Raw genomic sequence first — 18,166 nt, 5'->3', positions numbered from 1 at the left:
GCCATCCTACGGCCGGGGCGGCTCCTCGGGCCGGGCCACTGCGTCGGCGCGACCGTCCGCGGGCCCGTCACCCGACGCATCCGCCGCCTCGTCGTCGGAGCGGGCGCTCGGCGCCTCGGTCGACGGGAGCGCGGCGGGGTCGACGGGCTGCGTGGGCACGAGCTCGCCGACGCCCTCGCCGGGCGCGGTCTGCTCGACGGTCAGCTGGAAGTCGTCGCCGTGCTCGGTGACGCCCGCGACGACCGCCTGCTCGACCGCCGCGACCGCGTAGGCGCGGCGCACGACGACCGGGTCCTGCGAGAGGTCGCGCGTGAGGGCGACGGCGAGGCCGACCATGATGACGACGAACGGCAGTGCCGCGATGATCGTCACCTGCTGCAGGCCGGCCAGCGCGTCCTCGCCGCCGAGCAGCAGCATGATGGCGGCGACGGCGCCGGTCGCGACGCCCCAGAAGACGACGGATGCGCGGCTCGGCCGCAGCGAGCCGCGGTGCGAGAGGGTGCCCATCACGATCGAGGCCGCGTCGGCGCCCGACACGAAGAAGATCGCGACGAGCACCATGACGACGATCGCCGTGATCTGCGCGAGCGGCAGCTCGCCGAGCGCCATGAAGAGCGTCGCCTCGGGCGTGCCGGAGCTGCCGAGGTCGATGCCCGCGCGCTCGAGGTCGATGCCGAGCCCGCCGAAGATCGCGAACCACACGAGCGAGACGAGCGACGGCACGACGAGCACGCCGGTGACGAACTGGCGGATGGTGCGGCCGCGCGAGATGCGCGCGATGAACATGCCGACGAACGGCGTCCAGCTCACCCACCAGGCCCAGTAGAAGATCGTCCAGCCCGACAGCCACGCGGCGACGGCCTCGCCGCCGGCCGCCTCGGTGCGCGCCGACATGACGGCGAGCTGCTCGAAGTACGCGCCGATGGTCGTGGGCAGCAGGTTGAGGATGAAGACGGTGGGGCCGACGACGAGCACGAACAGGGCGAGCACGCCGGCGAGCACCATGTTGGTGTTCGACAGCCACTTGATGCCGCGCGAGATGCCCGAGACGGCCGAGACGACGAAGAGGGCGGTGAGGATCGCGATGATGGCGATGATCACGCCGTTGCCGACCTCGCCGATGCCGGCGACCAGCTCGAGGCCCGAGCCGATCTGCAGCGCGCCGAGGCCGAGCGAGGTCGCCGAGCCGAAGAGGGTCGCGAAGATGGCGAAGATGTCGATCGCGCGGCCGACCGGTCCCTCGACGGTGCGCTTGCCGACGAGCGCGGTGAACGCCGACGAGATGAGCAGCGGCCGGCGCTTGCGGAAGCCGGTGTAGGCGAGCGCGAGGCCGACGACGGCGTAGATCGCCCACGGGTGCAGCGACCAGTGGAACATCGTCGTCGCCATGGCCGTGCGCACGGCCTCGGCGTCGTCGCCGCCGCCGGTGCCGGGCGGCGGCGTGACGAGGTGGCTCACCGGTTCGGTGACGCCGTAGAAGACGAGGCCGATGCCCATGCCCGCCGAGAACATCATCGCGATCCACGACATCGTCGAGAACTCCGGGTCCTCGCCGTCGTCGCCGAGCGGGATGCGGCCGAAGCGGCTCGCGGCGATCCAGACGATGAAGACGACGAAGCCCGATGCGGCGAGCGCGAAGAGCCAGCCCGTGTTGTGCACGACCCAGTCGACGCCCGCGCCGGCGGCCGTGCCGAGCGACGCGGTGCCGAGGGTTCCCCAGAGCACGAAGGCGAGCGCGACGGCGGCGGCGATCCCGAAGACGATCCGGTCGAGCGGCTTGCGCTCCGCGTCCTCGACCGGCAGCGGCGGGATGTCGAGCGCCGGGTGGTGGGTGAAGCCGTCGGCAGGAGGAGCGCTGGTGCTGGTGTCGGTGCCGGGTGTCGTCTGCTCGCTCATGTGCCTCGAATCGCTTCACGCATCGCTGTCAAATGCCCCCGGAACGTCGATGTCGACGCACGGAGGCCCCGACAACGGTACTCGGGATGCGAGCCGGAGGCGAAACGGCGAACCCTAAGGGGTGTCCCCCGGCTGCGCCTGTGGGTCGCCCGCGTGCCGCGCTTCCTGCGTCCGCACCACCGCATCCGCCCGCCTCGCCCACCGCTCGAGCGCCGGTCGGTGCTCGGCGAGCGCGACCGCCCGGAGGTCGTCGACCATGGCCGCGATGCGTCGCGGCACCTGCAGCGACCCCTCGCCGTAGTGGAGCGGCTCGGCGATGGCGAGGTCGATGAGCTGCTCGACGCGCTGCGGCCGGTGCACGAGGCGCAGCCTGCCGTCGCGCGACACGAGGGCGGGCAGCTCTGCCCGCGTGACGGTGAGGCGGAGGATGCGGTGCAGCTCGTCGAGCACCTGCACCGCGGTCGTCGGGTCGTTGATGCCGGGCGAGAGCGCGCGCTCGGCGATGTCGACGAGCTTGCGGATGCCGAGCGCCGGATCCTGGTTGAGCACGCGATCCTGCTCGACGGCCACGAGGCGGCGGATGGGCGCGAGGCGCTCGTCGTCGAGCGGCGGCGAGCCGACGGGTCGCCAGACGCGCAGCGCGGGCAGGCCCTCGGGCACGGCGTCGCCGACCTGCAGCAGCACCTCGAGCACGAGGTCGTGCTCCGCGGCGTGCGCCACGAGCCCGCGGTGGTCGAGCTCGACCACCGCGCCGTGCTCCTCGGCCGCGACGGTCTGCGGCTCGAGGCCCTCCTCGCCGTCCCAGCGGACCGCGCCGAGCCGGGCGCCCGGCGACGAGGGCTCCGGGAAGTACCGCCGCACGACGTCGAGCGTGTCGTCGCCCAGGCTCGACACGATCGAGGAGACCTGGATCGACCGCGTGATGTGGTGGATGAACGCGAGGAACATGCCGACGCTCGCGAGCACCAGGAGGAAGCCGAGCGTCACCGCCAGCTGGGGCACGAACGCGCCGCCCTCGCCCGACTCCCCGATCACCGAGCGCAGCACCGTGAGCGCGTACGTGAAGCTCGCGGCGAAGATGCCGAGCGTCACCTGCGTCGTGCGGCTCGCGAGGAAGTCGCCGAGGATGCGGGGGCTGTACTGGCTGCTCGCGAGCTGCACCACCACCATGGTGATCGAGAAGACGAGGCCGGTGACCGAGATCATGGCGCCGGCGATCGTGCCGAGCATGTCGCGCGCGCCGTTCGGTCCGCCCGGGAAGACGTAGGGCAGCTCGTCCGCCGCGAGCCGGTCGAGCTCGGGCACGAGGTAGCCGGCGAGCACCGCGGCGACCACGATCACCATCGGCAGCACCCAGAACGGGCGCCACAGCCGGTCCCAGCGGCTGATCGATCGGGTGCGGGGCAGCGCGCCGACCTCGTCGGTGCCGCCGTCGGGCTCGCGCTGCATCGTCACCTCCCCGCTGCGGCAGGCGCCGGCAGCAGCCGCTCCCACCGTAGCCGGGGGGCCTGCGCGCGCGCCCGGATCAGCGGGCGCGGCCCCTGCCGCGCATCACGCTCTCGACCGTGTCGCGGAAGGGCGCGCCGAGGAAGAGCCCGAGCGACGCGCCGGAGGCGAGGGCGATGCCGATCGCGCCGGCGCCGATGAGGGTCGCGAAGCCGATGATGAGGCTCGTGGGCGAGCCGTCGGTCTCGACGAGCTCGAGCAGGCCGCGGAAGACCGCGTACCCGGGCACGAGCGGCACGATCGCGGCGGTGGTGACGGCGATCGACGGCACGTGGAGGCGGTGGGCGATGAGGATGCCGACGAAGCTCGCGATGAGCGCGCCGAGGCCGCTCGCGACGGCGACGTCGAGCCCGCCCGCCGTGCCGGCCGAGTAGCCGAGCCAGGCGATCGTGCCGAGCACGGCGCTCACGAGCGTCGTGCGCAGGCCGGCGCCGTTCATGACCGCGACCGCGATCGCGATGATCACCGCGCCGCTGAACTGCAGCGGCAGGGCGCCGAGCGCGGGGGCGTCGCTCGTGAGCACGAAGCCCGCGCCGAGCGAGCTCGCGAGCGACAGGCCGCCGAGGATGCCCAGCACGACGCCGAGCGTGGCCATGACGAGCTCGAGGATGCGCCCGCCGGCGGTGAGCGCGAAGCCGTCGATCGCGTCCTGAGCGGCGCCGACCACCGAGAGCCCGGCGAGCATGAGGACGATGCCGGCCGCGACGATGATCGACGGCCGCACGCCCTCGAGCATCGGCACGCCGAGCTCCGACAGCGCCCCGGTCGCGGCGGCCGCCGCCGTGACGACCAGCGCGCCGACGATCTGCGAGAAGAAGAACGGCACGCGGAGCCGCGCCATGCCGCGCTGCGCGACCGCGGCGGCGCACGAGGCGAGGAAGGTGATCGCGGCGATGAGCCACGACGCGCCGAACAGCACGCACACGCCGACCGCGAGCATCCCCTGCGCGAGCACGACGAACGTGGGCCGGTACATGAAGGGCGTGCGACGGATCGCGTGGAAGCGGGAGCGGGCCTGCTCGAGCTCGAGCCCGTGCTCGATCTCGACGACGAGCGCCTGCAGGCGCTGCAGCTTGGCGTGGTCGGGCACCGGCGCGCGCACGACCCGCAGCAGCGTGATCGGCAGGTCGTCGTGGTTGCGGTGGTACGAGACGCCGATCGAGTTGTAGGTGACGTCGACGTGCACCGGCTTGATGCCGAGCGCCGCGGCGACGCGGGCGGTGGCGAGCGTGACGTCGTTGGCGGATGCGCCGACGGCCGTGAGCGCCTCGGCGATCCGCATCGCGAGGTCGATGACCTTCCGCGCGTGCACCTCGTCGATCGTGAGGAGCGCCTCGGTCATGGGTCGCGATGCCGGGTCGGTGCGGATCGCGCGCGCGATGCGCTGCCGCCAGTCCTGCCGCTCGTCCATCGCCTCCATCCTCGCATCCGCGCACCACCCCCTCCCACTTGGTCGAGGAGCGCGCCGCCGCAGGCGGCTCGCGTCACGAGACCACCCGCCGTCCCCGCCTGGTCGAGGAGCGCGCCGCCGGAGGCGGCACGCGTCACGAGACCAGGTGCACCTCAGCGACTGTCCCCAGGCTCGCCCACGCGCGCTCGGCGCCTCCCCGTCGAACCGGGTAGCGCATCCGCCCGCCCCTCGATCAGTGCGAGCCGCTTGCGCCGGCTCCATCCCTGCACCTGCTTCTCCGCCCAGTACGCCTCATCCCGGCGCTCGAAGTACTCGCAGTACACGAGCTTCACGGGCAGCCGCCGCTTCGTGTACTGGGATCCCTCCCCGCGCTGGTGCTGGGCGAGGCGGTAGTCGGCGTCCCAGGTGCTGCCGACGTAGAACGATCCGTCGGAGCACTCGAGGATGTACATGTGGGGCATCGCGGCACGATGGCATGGCGCGTGCTGCCGGTAATGGTGTGGAGCGCTCGCCTGTGGACAGTCGCTGAGGTGCGGGTGGTCTCGTGACGCGTGCCGCCTGCGGCGGCGCGCTCCTCGACCAAGTGGAACGAGCGGCCGGAGACGACGAGAGCCCCGCCGGAGCGGGGCTGACCGTGGAGCCTGGGAGAATCGAACTCCCGACATCCTGCTTGCAAAGCAGGCGCTCTACCAACTGAGCTAAGGCCCCGTGGCCGTGACGGCCGTGGGAGTCGTGCGTGGTGGGGCTACATGGACTCGAACCATGGACCTCTTCGTTATCAGCGAAGCGCTCTAACCGCCTGAGCTATAGCCCCGAGCACAAGCATCGACTCTACCAGACCCGCAGGGCCCGCAGGACCCGGTCGGGTCGATGCCCGCGACGAGCCGGCCTACTGGTTGGCGAAGCCGACCTGCAGGCCGCCCGTGAGGCGCACCGACAGGTTGTAGAGCACGGCGATGACCGCGCCCAGCACCGTGATGACGACGAAGTTCAGCACCGCGACGAGCAGCGTGAACATCATCACCTGCGGCAGCGACAGCAGCGACGTGATCGCGAAGTCGGGGTCGGCGAGGATGTCGCGCATCACCTCGTCGACCTTGCCGAACAGGCCGACGATCTGCAGCAGCGTCCACACCACGAAGGTGACGACGAGCTGCACGATGCCGAGCACGAGGCCCAGCACGGCCGACACCTTCATCGCCGACCAGAAGTCGATGTGCACGAGCCGCAGGCGCACCTGCTTGCTCGATCCGCTGCGGCGAGGCGACTTGCTCTGCAGCTTCTCGGCGATGCTCATTCGTCGGTCTCCTCGGTGACGTCGTCCGTGCGGTCGGCGTCTGCCGGGTCCGTGGCGTCCACGATAGCGCCCTCCGCCTCCGCGGCCGCGGTCGGCGCCTCGGCGGCGGATGCGTCGGCGGCGGCCGTCGGTGCGGCCTCGGCGACCTCCTCCTCGACGTCGCGCTCGACGTTGCGGGCGATCGAGATCACCAGGTCGGTGGCCGACTTCTCGGCGAACTGCACACCCATCGTGGTGCGGCCCCGTGCCTCGACCTCGTCGACGCTCGAGCGGATGACCTTGCCGGAGGTGCGGATGAGCAGCAGCTCGTCGCCGTCGTGCACGATCGTCGCGCCGACGAGCGCACCGCGGTCGTGGTCGCCGGAGGCGAAGGTGAGCACGCCCTGCGTGCCGCGGCCCTTCGTCGGGTAGTCGGCGACCTTCGTCTTCTTGCCGAAGCCCTGCTCGGTGACGACGAAGACGTAGCCCTCCTCGCCGATCACCATGGCGGCGAGCGCCTGGTCGTCGTCGCGCAGGCGGATGCCGCGCACGCCGCCGGTGGCGCGACCCATCGGCCGCAGCGCCTCGTCGGTGGCGGCGAAGCGGGCCGCGCGGCCGAGCGTCGTCACCACGAGGATCTCGTCGTCGGAGTTCGCGAGCATCGCCGAGATGAGGCGGTCGTCGTCGGCGAGGTTGATCGCGATGATGCCGCCGGTGCGGTTCGTGTCGTACAGCTCGAGGCGCGTCTTCTTGACCTGCCCCTGCTGCGTCGCGAGCACCAGGTACTCGGCCTGCTGGTAGTCGCGCAGCGTGAGCACCGTCTGCACCTGCTCGTCGGGCTGGAACGCGAGCAGGTTGGCGACGTGCTGCCCCTTCGCGTCGCGGCCGGCCTCGGCGATCTCGTACGCCTTCATCCGGTACACGCGTCCGCGGTTCGTGAAGAACAGCATCCAGTCGTGCGTGGAGTTGACGCTGAAGTGCTCGACGACGTCGTCGCTGCGCAGCTGCGCGCCGCGCACGCCCTTGCCGCCGCGGTGCTGGGCGCGGTACTGGTCGATGCGGGTGCGCTTGATGTAGCCGCCGGTCGTGAGGCTCACCACGACCTGCTCCTCGGGGATGAGGTCCTCCATCGACACGTCGCCGTCGTAGCCGTGCATGATCTCGGTGCGGCGGTCGTCGCCGAACTTCGCGACGATCTCGGTGAGCTCGTCGACGATGATCGAGCGCTGGCGCTCCGGCTTGGCGAGGATGTCGCGGAAGTCGGTGATCTGGCGCTCGAGCTCGTCGGCCTCGTCGTGGATCTTCTGGCGCTCGAGCGCGGCGAGCCGGCGCAGCTGCAGCTCGAGGATGGCGTCGGCCTGCCGCTTGTCGATCTCGAGCAGCTCCATGAGGCCCGTGCGCGCCTCGTCGGGCGTCGGCGAGCGGCGGATGAGCGCGATCACGTCGTCGAGCGCGTCGAGGGCCTTGAGGTAGCCGCGCAGGATGTGCATGCGGTCCTCGGCCTTGGCGAGGCGGAACTGCGTGCGGCGCACGATGACCTCGACCTGGTGGTCGGCCCAGTGCGTGATGAAGCCGTCGATCGGCAGCGTGCGCGGCACGCCGTCGACGATCGCGAGCATGTTCGCGCCGAAGTTCTCCTGCAGCTGCGTGTGCTTGTAGAGGTTGTTGAGCACGACCTTCGCGACCGCGTCGCGCTTGAGCGTGATGACGAGGCGCTGGCCGGTGCGGCCCGAGGTCTGGTCCTCGAGGTTCGCGATGCCCTGCAGCTTGCCGTCCTTGACGAGGTCGGCGATGCGCACCGCGAGGCGGTCGGGGTTCACCTGGTACGGCAGCTCGGTGACGACGAGCGCGGTGCGGCCCTGGACCTCCTCGACCGTGACGACCGCGCGCATCGTGATCGAGCCGCGACCGGTGCGGTACGCCTCCTGGATGCCGCGGGTGCCGAGGATCTGCGCGCCCGTCGGGAAGTCGGGGCCGTGGATGCGCGCGACGAGCGCCGCCTGCAGCTCCTCCCTCGACGCATCCGGGTGCTCGAGGTGCCAGATCGCGCCGTCGGCGACCTCGCGGAGGTTGTGGGGCGGGATGTTCGTGGCCATGCCGACGGCGATGCCGACCGAGCCGTTGACGAGCAGGTTGGGGAACCGGGCGGGCAGGACGGACGGCTCCTGCGTGCGGCCGTCGTAGTTGTCCTGGAAGTCGACGGTGTCCTCGTCGATGTCGCGCACCATCTCCATGGCGAGCTGCGACATCTTCGTCTCGGTGTACCGGGGGGCGGCCGCCTCGTCGTCGCCGGCGGAGCCGAAGTTGCCCTGGCCGAGCGCGAGCGGGTAGCGGAGGCTCCAGGGCTGCACGAGGCGCACGAGCGCGTCGTAGATGGCCGAGTCGCCGTGCGGGTGGAACTGCCCCATGACGTCGCCGACGACGCGCGAGCACTTCGAGAACGCCTTGTCGGGGCGGTAGCCGCCGTCGTACATCGCGTAGAGCACGCGGCGGTGCACCGGCTTCAGTCCGTCGCGCACCTCCGGCAGCGCGCGCCCGACGATGACGCTCATCGCGTAGTCGAGGTACGACCGCTGCATCTCGAGCTGCAGGTCGACCTGCTCGATCGCGCCGTGGTTGGGGGCGTCGCGGTCGAAGGGCTCGGCGGTGGGGGTCTCGTCAGTCATCGTCGGTCTCCGAGGCTCAGATGTCGAGGAAGCGCACGTCGCGCGCGTTCTTCTGGATGAAGGTGCGGCGGGCCTCGACGTCCTCGCCCATCAGGGTCGAGAAGATCGCGTCGGCCACGGCGGCGTCGTCGAGCGTCACCTGCTTGAGCGTGCGGGTGGCCGGATCCATCGTGGTCTCCCACAGCTCCGAGTAGTTCATCTCGCCGAGGCCCTTGTAGCGCTGCACGCCGTTGTCCTTGGGGATGCGCTTGCCAGAGGCCGAGCCGGCGGCGAGCAGCTCGTCGCGCTCCCGGTCGGTGTAGGCGTACTCGTGCTCGGCGTTCGTCCACTTCAGCTTGTAGAGCGGCGGGGCGGCGAGGTACACGTAGCCCATGTCGATGAGCGGCCGCATGTAGCGGAACAGCAGCGTCAGCAGCAGCGTGGTGATGTGCTGGCCGTCGACGTCGGCATCGGCCATCAGCACGATCTTGTGGTACCTCGCCTTGCCGGGGTCGAAGTCCTCGCCGAGGCCCGCGCCGAAGGCGGTGATCATCGACTGGATCTCGGCGTTGCCGAGCGCGCGGTCGAGGCGCGCCTTCTCGACGTTGAGCACCTTGCCGCGCAGCGGCAGGATCGCCTGCGTGTAGGGGTCGCGACCCTGCACGGCCGAGCCGCCGGCCGAGTTGCCCTCGACGAGGAAGATCTCCGAGATGATCGGGTCCTTCGACTGGCAGTCCTTCAGCTTGCCGGGCATGCCGCCCGACTCGAGCAGGCCCTTGCGGCGGGTCTGCTCGCGCGCCTTGCGCGCGGCGATGCGCGCGGTCGAGGCCTGGATCGCCTTCCGCACGATCTCCTTCGCCGACGCCGGGTTCGACTCGAACCAGTGGCCGAGCTCCTCGCCGGTGACGCGCTGCACGAACGACTTCGCCTCGGTGTTGCCGAGCTTGGTCTTCGTCTGGCCCTCGAACTGCGGCTCGCCGAGCTTCACCGAGACGATCGCGGTCAGGCCCTCGCGCACATCCTCGCCCGAGAGGTTCTCGTCCTTCTCCTTGAGCTGGTTCGTCTGCCGCGCGTAGCGGTTGACGAGCGTGGTGAGCGCCGCGCGGAAGCCCTCCTCGTGGGTGCCGCCCTCGTGCGTGTTGATCGTGTTCGCGTAGGTGTAGACCGCCTCCTGGTAGGAGCCCGTCCACTGCATGGCGATCTCGACCGAGATGCGCCGCTCGGTGTCCTCGGCCTCGAAGTCGATGATCTCCGGGTGCACCGGCTCCGACTTCTTCGACTCGTTGAGGTAGGCGACGTAGTCCTTGAGGCCCTGCTCGTAGAGGTACTCGTCCGAGCGCTGCACGGGCTCGGCGCTGTCGTCGCCGCCCGGCTGCTCGAGCGCCTCGGGGCGCAGGTCCTCGAGCGCGATGCGCAGGCCCTTGTTGAGGAACGCCATCTGCTGGAAGCGCTTCGCGAGCGTCTCGTAGTCGAACTCGACGGTCTCGAAGATGTCGGCGCTCGGCCAGAAGGTGACGGTCGTGCCCGTCGCGTCGGTCGCCTCGCCGGTCTGCAGCGGGCCCTCGGGCTCGCCGACCGCGAACGACTGCCGGTGCACGTGCCCCTGCCGCTTGATCTCGACCTCGAGCCGCGACGAGAGCGCGTTCACGACCGAGGAGCCGACGCCGTGCAGGCCGCCGGAGACCGCGTAGCCGCCGCCGCCGAACTTGCCGCCGGCGTGCAGCACGGTGAGCACGACCTCGACCGTCGACTTCGACGGGTCGGAGGAGTGCGGGTCGACGGGGATGCCGCGGCCGTTGTCGGCGACGCGCACGCCGCCGTCGGGGAGGATCGTCACGTCGATGCTGTCGCAGTGGCCGGCGAGCGCCTCGTCGACCGCGTTGTCGACGATCTCGTAGACCAGGTGGTGGAGGCCGCGCGGCCCGGTCGAGCCGATGTACATGCCGGGGCGCTTCCGCACCGCCTCGAGGCCCTCGAGGATCTGGATCTGGTCGGCGCCGTAGTCGCCCTGCTCACGCCCCTTGGACGTCAGGTCCTGCGCCGGTCCACCGTGCTCGTTCGCCATCGTTCTCCGCGTCCGCCTTCCGCGCAGCCACGGGGGCCGCGCAACCCTCCGATTCTACCCCGCGAGGCGGTGGAGCCGGTGCCGAACGCGCCTCTGAGCGCCGATCCGTCAGTCTGAGGACAGAACACACCGGCGTTCTCGCGTTCTGAGGCCCAGGATGCGTCCGCGGGCCTGCGCGGGCCGGTTCGGCACGGAGGTGGATACCCCGCCGGAACGACGACGGGCCCGGCGCCCTCCGGCACCGGACCCGAGCGACGCATCCGTCAGGCCGCGTCGCCGCGCCTCGTGGGCGCCACCACGCGGATGACCGCGGAGTCGTCGAGCTCGCCGAGGCCCTGCGCCTCGCCGAGCAGGAACAGCTGCTCGGCGGCGGCGGCGACGGGCGCCGCCAGGTGGTGCGCGCGGGCCGCCGCGCCCACGATCCCCATGTCCTTCACGAAGATGTCGAGGCGGCTCAGCACCTCGGCGCCGCCCTCGTCGTAGGCCCGCAGCGCCCGCGGGCCGCGGTTGCCGAGCATGAACGAGCCTGCCGCGCCGGCGGTGAGCGCCTCGAGGGTGCGCTCGCGGTCGAGGCCGAGCGCGTCGGCGAGCGCGAGCGCCTCGGCGGCGGCCGCGATGTGCACGCCGCACAGCAGCTGGTTGACGGTCTTGAGCGCCTGGCCGTCGCCGGGCCGGTCTCCCACGATCGACAGCGTCGACGACAGCTGCTCGAGCACCGGGCGCGCGGTCTCGAGTGCTGCCGGCTCGGCGCCGACGACGATGAGCAGGTCGCCGTCGCCGGCCCGCACGGGTCCGCCGGAGAGCGGCGCGTCCACGAGGTGCGCACCGGAGGACGCGAGCCGGTCGGCGATCTCGGCGATGCCGTCGGTGCCCACTGTGCTCGTGAGCACGACGGCCGCCCCCTCGGCGAGGTGGTCGGCGAGGCCCGAGTCGCCGAAGAGCAGCTCGCGCAGCTGCTCGCCCGTGCGCACCGCGACGAGCACGACCTGGGCGCCGGCGACCGCCTCCGCGGCGGACGATGCGGGCGCGACGCCCTGCTCGGCGGCGAGCTCGACGCGCTGCTCGGCGATGTCGAACCCTCGGACGTCGAAGCGCTGCGCGAGCCGCGCGGCCATGGGCAGGCCCATGGCGCCGAGGCCGATGACGGCGACGGTGCTGGTGCTGGTCATTGCTGTTCCGTTCTGCGATGCGTGCGGGAGGAGGAGTGCGGCCGGGCGTCGGTCAGTCGGCGAGCGTGCGGACCACGCGCGCGAGCGATGCGGTCTCGCCGACGTTGCCGGCGAAGACGACGTAGGGGATGCCGACGGCGGGGCCGACCTGCGGCTGCCAGAGCGAGACGATGCCGGGCAGCATCGGGCCGACGACCTGGGCCCGGCGGATCTGCAGCGCCTCGGATGCGACGTCGCTCGAGGTGATGCCGCCCTTCGCGATGACGAAGCGCGGCGGCGCGAGCTCGAGCACGCGGGCGACGAGCTCGACGAGGCCGGAGGAGACGCGGCGGGCGATCTCGAGGCTCTCCTCGCCGTCGCGGCCGGTGACGAGCTCGCGGCTCGTGTGCACGATGACCGAGCCCGACGCGACGGCGCGGGCCACCGCATCCGCCTGCTCCTCGAGGTGCTGCTCGCGCCGGTCGTCGATGAGCGCGCGCACGTCGAGCTCGACCGTGGCGGTGCCGGGGCGGTCGGCGAGCAGCGCGTCGAGCTGCGCGGTGGTGAGCGGCACGTGGCTGCCCACGACCACGAGCCCGCCGCGCTCGTGGGCGAAGTCGATGCGGTCGGCGGTGACGGGCTCGGCGATCTCCTGGCCGATGTGCGCGCGGAGGTACGGCGGCCCGATGCGCAGCAGCGCCGTGACGCCCTCGCGGTCGAGCGCGTGGAGCGCGAGCGCGACCTGGCGCATGTCGTGCTCGTCGACCGCGTCGACGACGACGACCGCGCCGACGGGCAGGGCGCGGAGGAACGACACGACCGCGTCGGTGCCGGCGCGGATGATGCCGAGCGTGAGCGCGGCGACGTCGTCGCGGCGGATGCGGCCGTCGGTCTTCTCCTCCACCCAGTCGCGCAGGTCGGAGGAGCGGTAGCCGAAGGTGGCGTCGGCCGCGAACGGCGTCTCGCCCACCGGCGTGGCCTCGCCGTCGACGACCCAGTAGTGCACGGCGTCGACCGTGATGCGGCCGGAGTCGGGGAAGGCCGGCACGAGCACGGTCAGGTGCGGCGCCGCTCCCCCGTGCTCGGCGGCCGCGGCGCGCAGCACATCGGTCTCGAGCGGGAAGTGGCCGCGCAGGGTCGAGTCGCTGCGGCTCACGAACGAGACCCGCAGGCCCGCGCGCTCGGCGGCGGCGATCGCGACGGCGACGACCTCGCGGTTGCGGCGCGCGGCGTCGTGCTCGCTGAGCGAGCGCGTGTTCGTCAGCACGTAGACCGCCGGGGCGCCCTGCGCGAGCGCCCAGTCGAGGTCGTCGGCCTCCCAGCGCGTGAGCACCGGCAGCCCGGCGACCGACTGGGTGCCGGTGGGGTCGTCGTCGAGGACGACGAGCACGAGGTCATCGCTGCGGGCGGCCGCGACGTCGGCGGCCGGGATCGAGAGCGGGGCCGGCAGCTCGGCCAGCAGGTCGTCGATGTGCACGTGAACTCCCTCGTCCGCGGGATCGGCGCGACGGCGTGCGCAGATCAGATATCAGACATGTTTGAGGACGACGGCGCGCCGTGTCAACTCCGGCCCGGAGTGTCGGAGGCCGCCCGTCGGTCAGTCGAGGACGAGCGAGAGCAGGTCGTCGCGCGTCTGCACCATGTGGCTCGCCATCGCCTCGCGCGCCGCCGACGGCACGCCGGCGCGGATGGCTTCGAGCACCTTGCGGTGCTCGTCGATCGCGTGCTGCCGGATCTCGGGCACCTGGCTCGTCTCGGCGCGCGTCTCGGTGAGCATCGAGGTGAGCGGCAGGAGCGCCGCGACGAGGATGCGGTTGTCGGCCGCGTGCAGCACGACGTCGTGGAACTCGAGGTCGGCGGCGACGAAGGCGTCGAGCTCGCCCGCCTCGTGGTGCTGCTCCATGCGCGCGAGGGCGTCCTCGAGCTCGGCCAGGTGCGCACCGGTGCGGCGCTCGGCGGCGAGCTGCGCGGCGCCGCTCTCGATCATCATGCGCACCTCGAGCAGCTCGAGCGACGACGTGCGGCGCTGGCCTGCGCTGCGCGCGTGCCGCACCACCGCATCCATGCCGGTCCACTCCGACACCGGCGCGATGCGGTGCCGGCTGCCCGGCACCTGCACGATGACGCCCTGCGCCTGCAGCAGCCGCACGGCCTCGCGCATCGTGAGCCGCGAGACGCCGAACTCGGTCGCCAGCTGGCCCTCCGGCGGGAGCCGCTCGCCCGCGGTGAGCCGGCCGGCGATGATCGCGTCGAGCAGCTGGTCGACGGCGTCGTGGGTGCGCGATGGCCGTGGCATGCGAGTCCTTCCCCGGATCAGGTGTCAGACAGCGTATCCCGACGGCCCCGGGGATCCCGCGAGCCCGCTACCCCCAGGTGTCGCGCGGGCCGCGCCCCGGCACCGACCGGCGGCCGCGCGAGAAGCTCGGCAGGTCGGGCCCGATGAAGCGCACCGACTCGAGGCCGCACTCGGGGAAGCGGGCGAGGATGCGGGTGGTCGTCTCCGCGCGCAGGATCCGCATCTGCATGGTCCAGGCGGTCGACGCGCACCGCACCGTCAGCACGCCGTCGTCGAAGGAGACCGGCTCGGTGCGGCCGGCGTTCTCCTCCCCCACGAGCTCCGGCCAGTGGGCCATCACGTCGGCGCGCGCGAGCGTCGCCGTCCAGCCGCGGTCGGCGGCGAAGCCGCCCAGCACGTCGCCGAGCGCGTGCGGGTCGCGGCCCTTGCCGAACGGCACCGACGCATCCGGGTCCCGGCGCGAGCGGCGGCGGCCGTCGCGCGAGACGAGCTCGGGGTCGCCGAACTTGGCCTTGAGCCGCAGCCACACGCGCTCCGGCTCGCTCTGCGCGAGCTCACGCATCCTCGACCACCGTGCCCCGGTCGATGCGGATGCGGTGGTGGCGGAGCGCCTCGGGCACGTCGTCCTCGACGGCGGCGGTGATGAGCACCTGCTCGAAGCCGCCGGCCGCCTCGGCGAGGCGCTGCCGCCGGCCCGCGTCGAGCTCGGCGAAGACGTCGTCGAGGATCATCACCGGGTCGCCGCCCGAGCCGTCGCGCAGCAGCTCGGCCGACGCGAGGCGCAGCGCGAGGGCGAACGACCACGACTCGCCGTGGCTCGCGTAGTGGCGGGCAAGCAGGTCGTTGAGCTGCAGCTCGAGGTCGTCGCGGTGCGGCCCCACGAGGCTCACGCCGCGGTCGAGCTCGTCGCGGCGCCGCTCGGCGAGCAGCGCGTGGAACGCGTCGGCCGAGTCGGGCACGTTGGTGACGAGCGCGATGCGCGCCTCGTGCTCGTCCCCAGCGACGAGCCGGTAGGCGGCGTCGACGTGCGGGGCGAGGTCGGCGACGAGCGCCTGCCGGGTGCGCAGCACCTCGAGGCCGAGCTCGACGAGCCGGCCGTCCCACACCTCGAGCGTCGAGAGGTCGTCGGGCCGCAGCCGCGCGGCGCGAGCGCTCTTCAGCAGCGAGTTGCGCTGCTTGAGCACCCGGTCGAGGTCGCTGTGCACGCCGGCGAGGCGCGGCGCGCGCATGACCGAGAGCTCGTCGAGGAAGCGCCGGCGCCCGGCGGGATCGGCGCGCACGAGCTGCAGATCCTCGGGGCTGAAGAGCACCGCCTGCAGGTAGCGGGGCAGGTCGCGGATGCGCACCGACTGCCCGTTGGCCTGCGCGCGGTTGGCACCTCGGGCGTTGAGCTCGACGTCGAGCTGGAAGCTGCGCTCGTCGTTCGTCACCGTGCAGCGCACGATCGCGCGCTGCTCGCCGGCCCGGATGAGGGCCACGTCGGTCGGGACGCGGTGGCTGGAGCCGGTCGCGATCCAGACCAGCGACTCCACCATGTTGGTCTTGCCCTGGCCGTTGCGGCCGACCAGCAGGTTGGCGCCGGGCTCGAAGGCGACATCCGCCGCCTCGTAGTTGCGGAAGTCGGTCAGCGCGAGTCGGCTGACGCGCACCTAGGCCTTCTTGACCGAGTGGCCGCCGAACTGGTTGCGGAGCGCGGCGACCGCCTTCATGGCGGGGCTGTCGTCCTGGCGGGACTCGAAGCGCGCGAAGAGCGACGCGGCGATGGCGGGCATCGGCACCGCGTTCGCGATCGCCTCCTCCACCGTCCAGCGGCCCTCGCCAGAGTCGTCGACGTAGCCCTCGATCTCGGAGAGGTCGTCGTCCTCATCGAGCGCGCGCACCATGAGGTCGAGGAGCCACGACCGCACGACCGTGCCGCGCTGCCACGCCTTGAAGCTGCCGGCGACGTCGTGCACGAGCTCTTTGCGCTCGAGCAGCTCGAAGCCCTCGGCGTAGGCCTGCATGAGGCCGTACTCGATGCCGTTGTGCACCATCTTCACGTAGTGGCCCGCGCCCGTGGGTCCGGCGTGCACGAAGCCCTCCTCGCGCGGGCCCTCGGGCCGCAGCGCGTCGAAGACCGGCATGAGCTCCTCGACGTCGGCCCGCTCGCCGCCGACCATGAGGCCGTAGCCGTTCTCGAGCCCCCAGATGCCGCCCGAGACGCCGACGTCGACGAAGCGCACGCCGCGCTCGGCGAGCTGCGCGGCATGCCGCTCGTCCTCGGTGAAGCGGGAGTTGCCGCCGTCGATGACGAGGTCGCCCGCCGACAGCTTCTCGCCCAGCTCGGTGACCACCGCATCCGTGATCTCGCCCGCGGGCACCATGGCCCACACGATGCGCGGGGTCGGGAGCGCCGCGATCAGCTCGTCGACGGTCGTGACGTCGGTGACCTCGGGGTTGCGGTCGTAGCCGGTCACCTCGATGCCGGCGGCGCGCAGGCGGGTGCGCATGTTGCCGCCCATCTTGCCGAGTCCGATCAGGCCGATGTGCATGATGACGCTCCCTCGTCCGGCGGTGCCGGTCAGCGCAGCAGCAGGTTGGGCTGCAGCAGGTACTTGAAGTCGGTCGCCTCGGCGTCGTCGCGCGACGTCTGGCCGCGGATGAGCATGGGGCCGGGCTTGTTGGTGTTCTCGGAGTGCGTGAACGAGACGCGCACGAACTCGGAGTGCGTCGCCTGGATGCCGTCGATCAGCAGCTGCGGCTTGATCGAGAGCACGATGTCGTCGCCCTCGAGCACCGCGTCGATCGTCTCGGTCGCCTGCGCCTGCTCGGAGCCGATCGCCTCGAGCTGCACCTGGCCCTCGCTGAACGTGTAGCGGATCGCCGCCTCGGCGTCGAGCACGAGCTGCACGCGGCGCGTGGCGTCGACGAGCTCGGAGGTGCTGACCACGGCGTGGTGGTCGGTCTGCTCGGGGAACAGGCGGCGCACCGGCGGGTAGTTGCCCTTGATGAGCAGGCTCGTCACGGTGCGGTCGGCGGTCGAGAAGGCGATCTGCTGCCGCTCCCCCGCCTCGCTCATGGTGATCTCGATGCGCTCGGCGCCGCCGAACGTGCGGCCGACCTCGACGAGGGTGCGGGCGGGGACGAGCGACGTGATCGCCTCGGTCGCGTCGCCGGCGTCCCACTGGATCGAGCGCACCGAGACGCGGTAGCGGTCGGTCGCGATGAGCGTGAGCGTGTGGTCGGTCGCCTCGAGCTGCACACCCGTGATGACGGGCGTGACGTCCTCGCGAGATGCCGAGATGGCGACCTGCGAGATCGCCTCGGCGAAGGCCTTGCCCTCGACGACACCCGTGCGGCCCTCGACCGTCGGCACGGTCGGGTACTCCTCGAGCGGCATCTTGGCGAGCGAGAACTGCGCGTTGCCGCAGCGCACCGTCACCTTGGTGCCGTCGTCCTCGACGCGCACCTCGCGCTGCGGCAGCTTCGCGGCGATGTCGCTCAGCAGCCGGCCGGAGACGAGCACGACGCCCTCGCCCTCGACATCCGCCGACACCGTGGTGCGAGCGGAGGACTCGAAGTCGAACGACGAGAAGACGACGCCCTCGGAGGTGGACTCGATGCGCACGCCGCTGAGGATCGGCATCGTGGGCCGCTGCGGGAGCAGCTTCACGGCGAACGACACGGCATCGCTGAAGACATCGCGATTGATGACGAACTTCACTGGGAGTCCTCCTTGGGCGCCGGCGGCGCTGCGAGACGGTCCGAGCTGCAGGGAGCGCACGGCGCTGTCGATTCTGGCACAGGCTCGAGATCGCGGTTCCTGTCGTCTGCAGGCACCGGCCGCTCATGGTTGGCGACTCGCCGGATCCTCTTCTCATGAACCCTGTCATTCATAACCGCTGTGCAACCTGTGGATCCTTCACGTCCTCGCGGCTCGATGG

The 18,166-nt window shown here is 72.0% G+C and carries 14 protein-coding genes and 2 tRNA genes; all 16 read right to left on the bottom strand.

Annotation, left to right across the window (positions count from 1 at the left end; all coding sequences use genetic code 11):
- Positions 1–6 precede the first annotated feature (6 nt).
- The gene (locus AC1RNL_RS06325) at positions 7–1,896 is read right to left on the bottom strand and encodes a BCCT family transporter (RefSeq protein WP_492934741.1); all 1,890 of its coding nucleotides are present in this window, start codon (positions 1,894–1,896) and stop codon (positions 7–9) included.
- 114 nt (positions 1,897–2,010) lie between these two features.
- The gene (locus AC1RNL_RS06320; protein ID WP_146354643.1) at positions 2,011–3,345 is read right to left on the bottom strand and encodes a DUF2254 domain-containing protein; all 1,335 of its coding nucleotides are present in this window, start codon (positions 3,343–3,345) and stop codon (positions 2,011–2,013) included.
- Between the two features lie 76 nt (positions 3,346–3,421).
- Positions 3,422–4,813: a threonine/serine exporter family protein gene (locus tag AC1RNL_RS06315; RefSeq protein WP_225792635.1), complete on the bottom strand. Its 1,392-nt coding sequence runs from the start codon at positions 4,811–4,813 to the stop codon at positions 3,422–3,424.
- 152 nt (positions 4,814–4,965) lie between these two features.
- Entirely contained in the window at positions 4,966–5,274 is a 309-nt protein-coding gene (locus AC1RNL_RS06310) for a GIY-YIG nuclease family protein (RefSeq protein ID WP_146354641.1), read from the bottom strand.
- Between the two features lie 174 nt (positions 5,275–5,448).
- Positions 5,449–5,521, bottom strand: a tRNA-Ala gene (locus AC1RNL_RS06305).
- A gap of 29 nt (positions 5,522–5,550) precedes the next feature.
- Positions 5,551–5,627, bottom strand: a tRNA-Ile gene (locus AC1RNL_RS06300).
- A gap of 75 nt (positions 5,628–5,702) precedes the next feature.
- Entirely contained in the window at positions 5,703–6,110 is a 408-nt protein-coding gene (locus AC1RNL_RS06295) for a DUF3566 domain-containing protein (RefSeq protein ID WP_128190578.1), read from the bottom strand.
- Positions 6,107–8,755, bottom strand: a complete 2,649-nt coding sequence (gyrA, locus tag AC1RNL_RS06290) for a DNA gyrase subunit A (protein WP_492934740.1) — start codon at positions 8,753–8,755, stop codon at positions 6,107–6,109. Before gyrA ends, AC1RNL_RS06295 begins: the two co-directional genes overlap by 4 nt.
- A 16-nt stretch (positions 8,756–8,771) precedes the next feature.
- On the bottom strand, positions 8,772–10,799 hold the full coding sequence (gene gyrB, locus AC1RNL_RS06285; RefSeq protein WP_492934739.1) for a DNA topoisomerase (ATP-hydrolyzing) subunit B: 2,028 nt from the start codon (positions 10,797–10,799) through the stop codon (positions 8,772–8,774).
- 263 nt (positions 10,800–11,062) lie between these two features.
- A complete protein-coding gene (locus tag AC1RNL_RS06280; RefSeq protein WP_492934738.1) occupies positions 11,063–11,968 on the bottom strand; it encodes an NAD(P)-dependent oxidoreductase in 906 nt (301 codons plus the stop codon).
- A gap of 52 nt (positions 11,969–12,020) precedes the next feature.
- A complete protein-coding gene (locus AC1RNL_RS06275) occupies positions 12,021–13,424 on the bottom strand; it encodes a four-carbon acid sugar kinase family protein (protein WP_492934737.1) in 1,404 nt (467 codons plus the stop codon).
- Positions 13,425–13,544: 120 nt separating this feature from the next.
- The gene (locus tag AC1RNL_RS06270; RefSeq protein ID WP_128189633.1) at positions 13,545–14,243 is read right to left on the bottom strand and encodes a FadR/GntR family transcriptional regulator; all 699 of its coding nucleotides are present in this window, start codon (positions 14,241–14,243) and stop codon (positions 13,545–13,547) included.
- A 67-nt stretch (positions 14,244–14,310) separates the two neighbouring features.
- Entirely contained in the window at positions 14,311–14,805 is a 495-nt protein-coding gene (locus AC1RNL_RS06265) for a DciA family protein (RefSeq protein ID WP_146354611.1), read from the bottom strand.
- Positions 14,798–15,892: a DNA replication/repair protein RecF gene (recF, locus tag AC1RNL_RS06260; protein WP_310123198.1), complete on the bottom strand. Its 1,095-nt coding sequence runs from the start codon at positions 15,890–15,892 to the stop codon at positions 14,798–14,800. The genes AC1RNL_RS06265 and recF overlap by 8 nt, the downstream gene beginning before the upstream one ends.
- Positions 15,893–16,774, bottom strand: a complete 882-nt coding sequence (gnd, locus tag AC1RNL_RS06255; protein WP_146354609.1) for a phosphogluconate dehydrogenase (NAD(+)-dependent, decarboxylating) — start codon at positions 16,772–16,774, stop codon at positions 15,893–15,895.
- A 29-nt stretch (positions 16,775–16,803) separates the two neighbouring features.
- Positions 16,804–17,946 carry a DNA polymerase III subunit beta gene (gene dnaN / locus AC1RNL_RS06250; RefSeq protein ID WP_128189637.1) on the bottom strand — a complete coding sequence of 381 codons (1,143 nt, stop codon included), beginning with the start codon at positions 17,944–17,946 and terminating at the stop codon, positions 16,804–16,806.
- Between the last annotated feature and the right edge of the window lie 220 nt (positions 17,947–18,166).

The sequence above is a fragment of the Agrococcus sp. GW821-FHT14H11 genome (genome assembly GCF_058803545.1).
The sequence above is the reverse complement of the archived record's forward strand: the minus strand, read 5'-3'. Positions and strand labels throughout refer to the sequence as shown.

What these genes read in the sequence shown, in the direction of transcription:
- AC1RNL_RS06325 (WP_492934741.1), bottom strand. Translation starts at nt 1,896, where the DNA reads ATGAGCGAGCAGACGACACCCGGCACCGACACCAGCACCAGCGCTCCT.
- AC1RNL_RS06320 (WP_146354643.1), bottom strand. Translation starts at nt 3,345, where the DNA reads ATGCAGCGCGAGCCCGACGGCGGCACCGACGAGGTCGGCGCGCTGCCC.
- AC1RNL_RS06315 (WP_225792635.1), bottom strand. Translation starts at nt 4,813, where the DNA reads ATGGACGAGCGGCAGGACTGGCGGCAGCGCATCGCGCGCGCGATCCGC.
- AC1RNL_RS06310 (WP_146354641.1), bottom strand. Translation starts at nt 5,274, where the DNA reads ATGCCCCACATGTACATCCTCGAGTGCTCCGACGGATCGTTCTACGTC.
- AC1RNL_RS06295 (WP_128190578.1), bottom strand. Translation starts at nt 6,110, where the DNA reads ATGAGCATCGCCGAGAAGCTGCAGAGCAAGTCGCCTCGCCGCAGCGGA.
- gyrA (WP_492934740.1), bottom strand. Translation starts at nt 8,755, where the DNA reads ATGACTGACGAGACCCCCACCGCCGAGCCCTTCGACCGCGACGCCCCC.
- gyrB (WP_492934739.1), bottom strand. Translation starts at nt 10,799, where the DNA reads ATGGCGAACGAGCACGGTGGACCGGCGCAGGACCTGACGTCCAAGGGG.
- AC1RNL_RS06280 (WP_492934738.1), bottom strand. Translation starts at nt 11,968, where the DNA reads ATGACCAGCACCAGCACCGTCGCCGTCATCGGCCTCGGCGCCATGGGC.
- AC1RNL_RS06270 (WP_128189633.1), bottom strand. Translation starts at nt 14,243, where the DNA reads ATGCCACGGCCATCGCGCACCCACGACGCCGTCGACCAGCTGCTCGAC.
- AC1RNL_RS06265 (WP_146354611.1), bottom strand. Translation starts at nt 14,805, where the DNA reads ATGCGTGAGCTCGCGCAGAGCGAGCCGGAGCGCGTGTGGCTGCGGCTC.
- gnd (WP_146354609.1), bottom strand. Translation starts at nt 16,774, where the DNA reads ATGCACATCGGCCTGATCGGACTCGGCAAGATGGGCGGCAACATGCGC.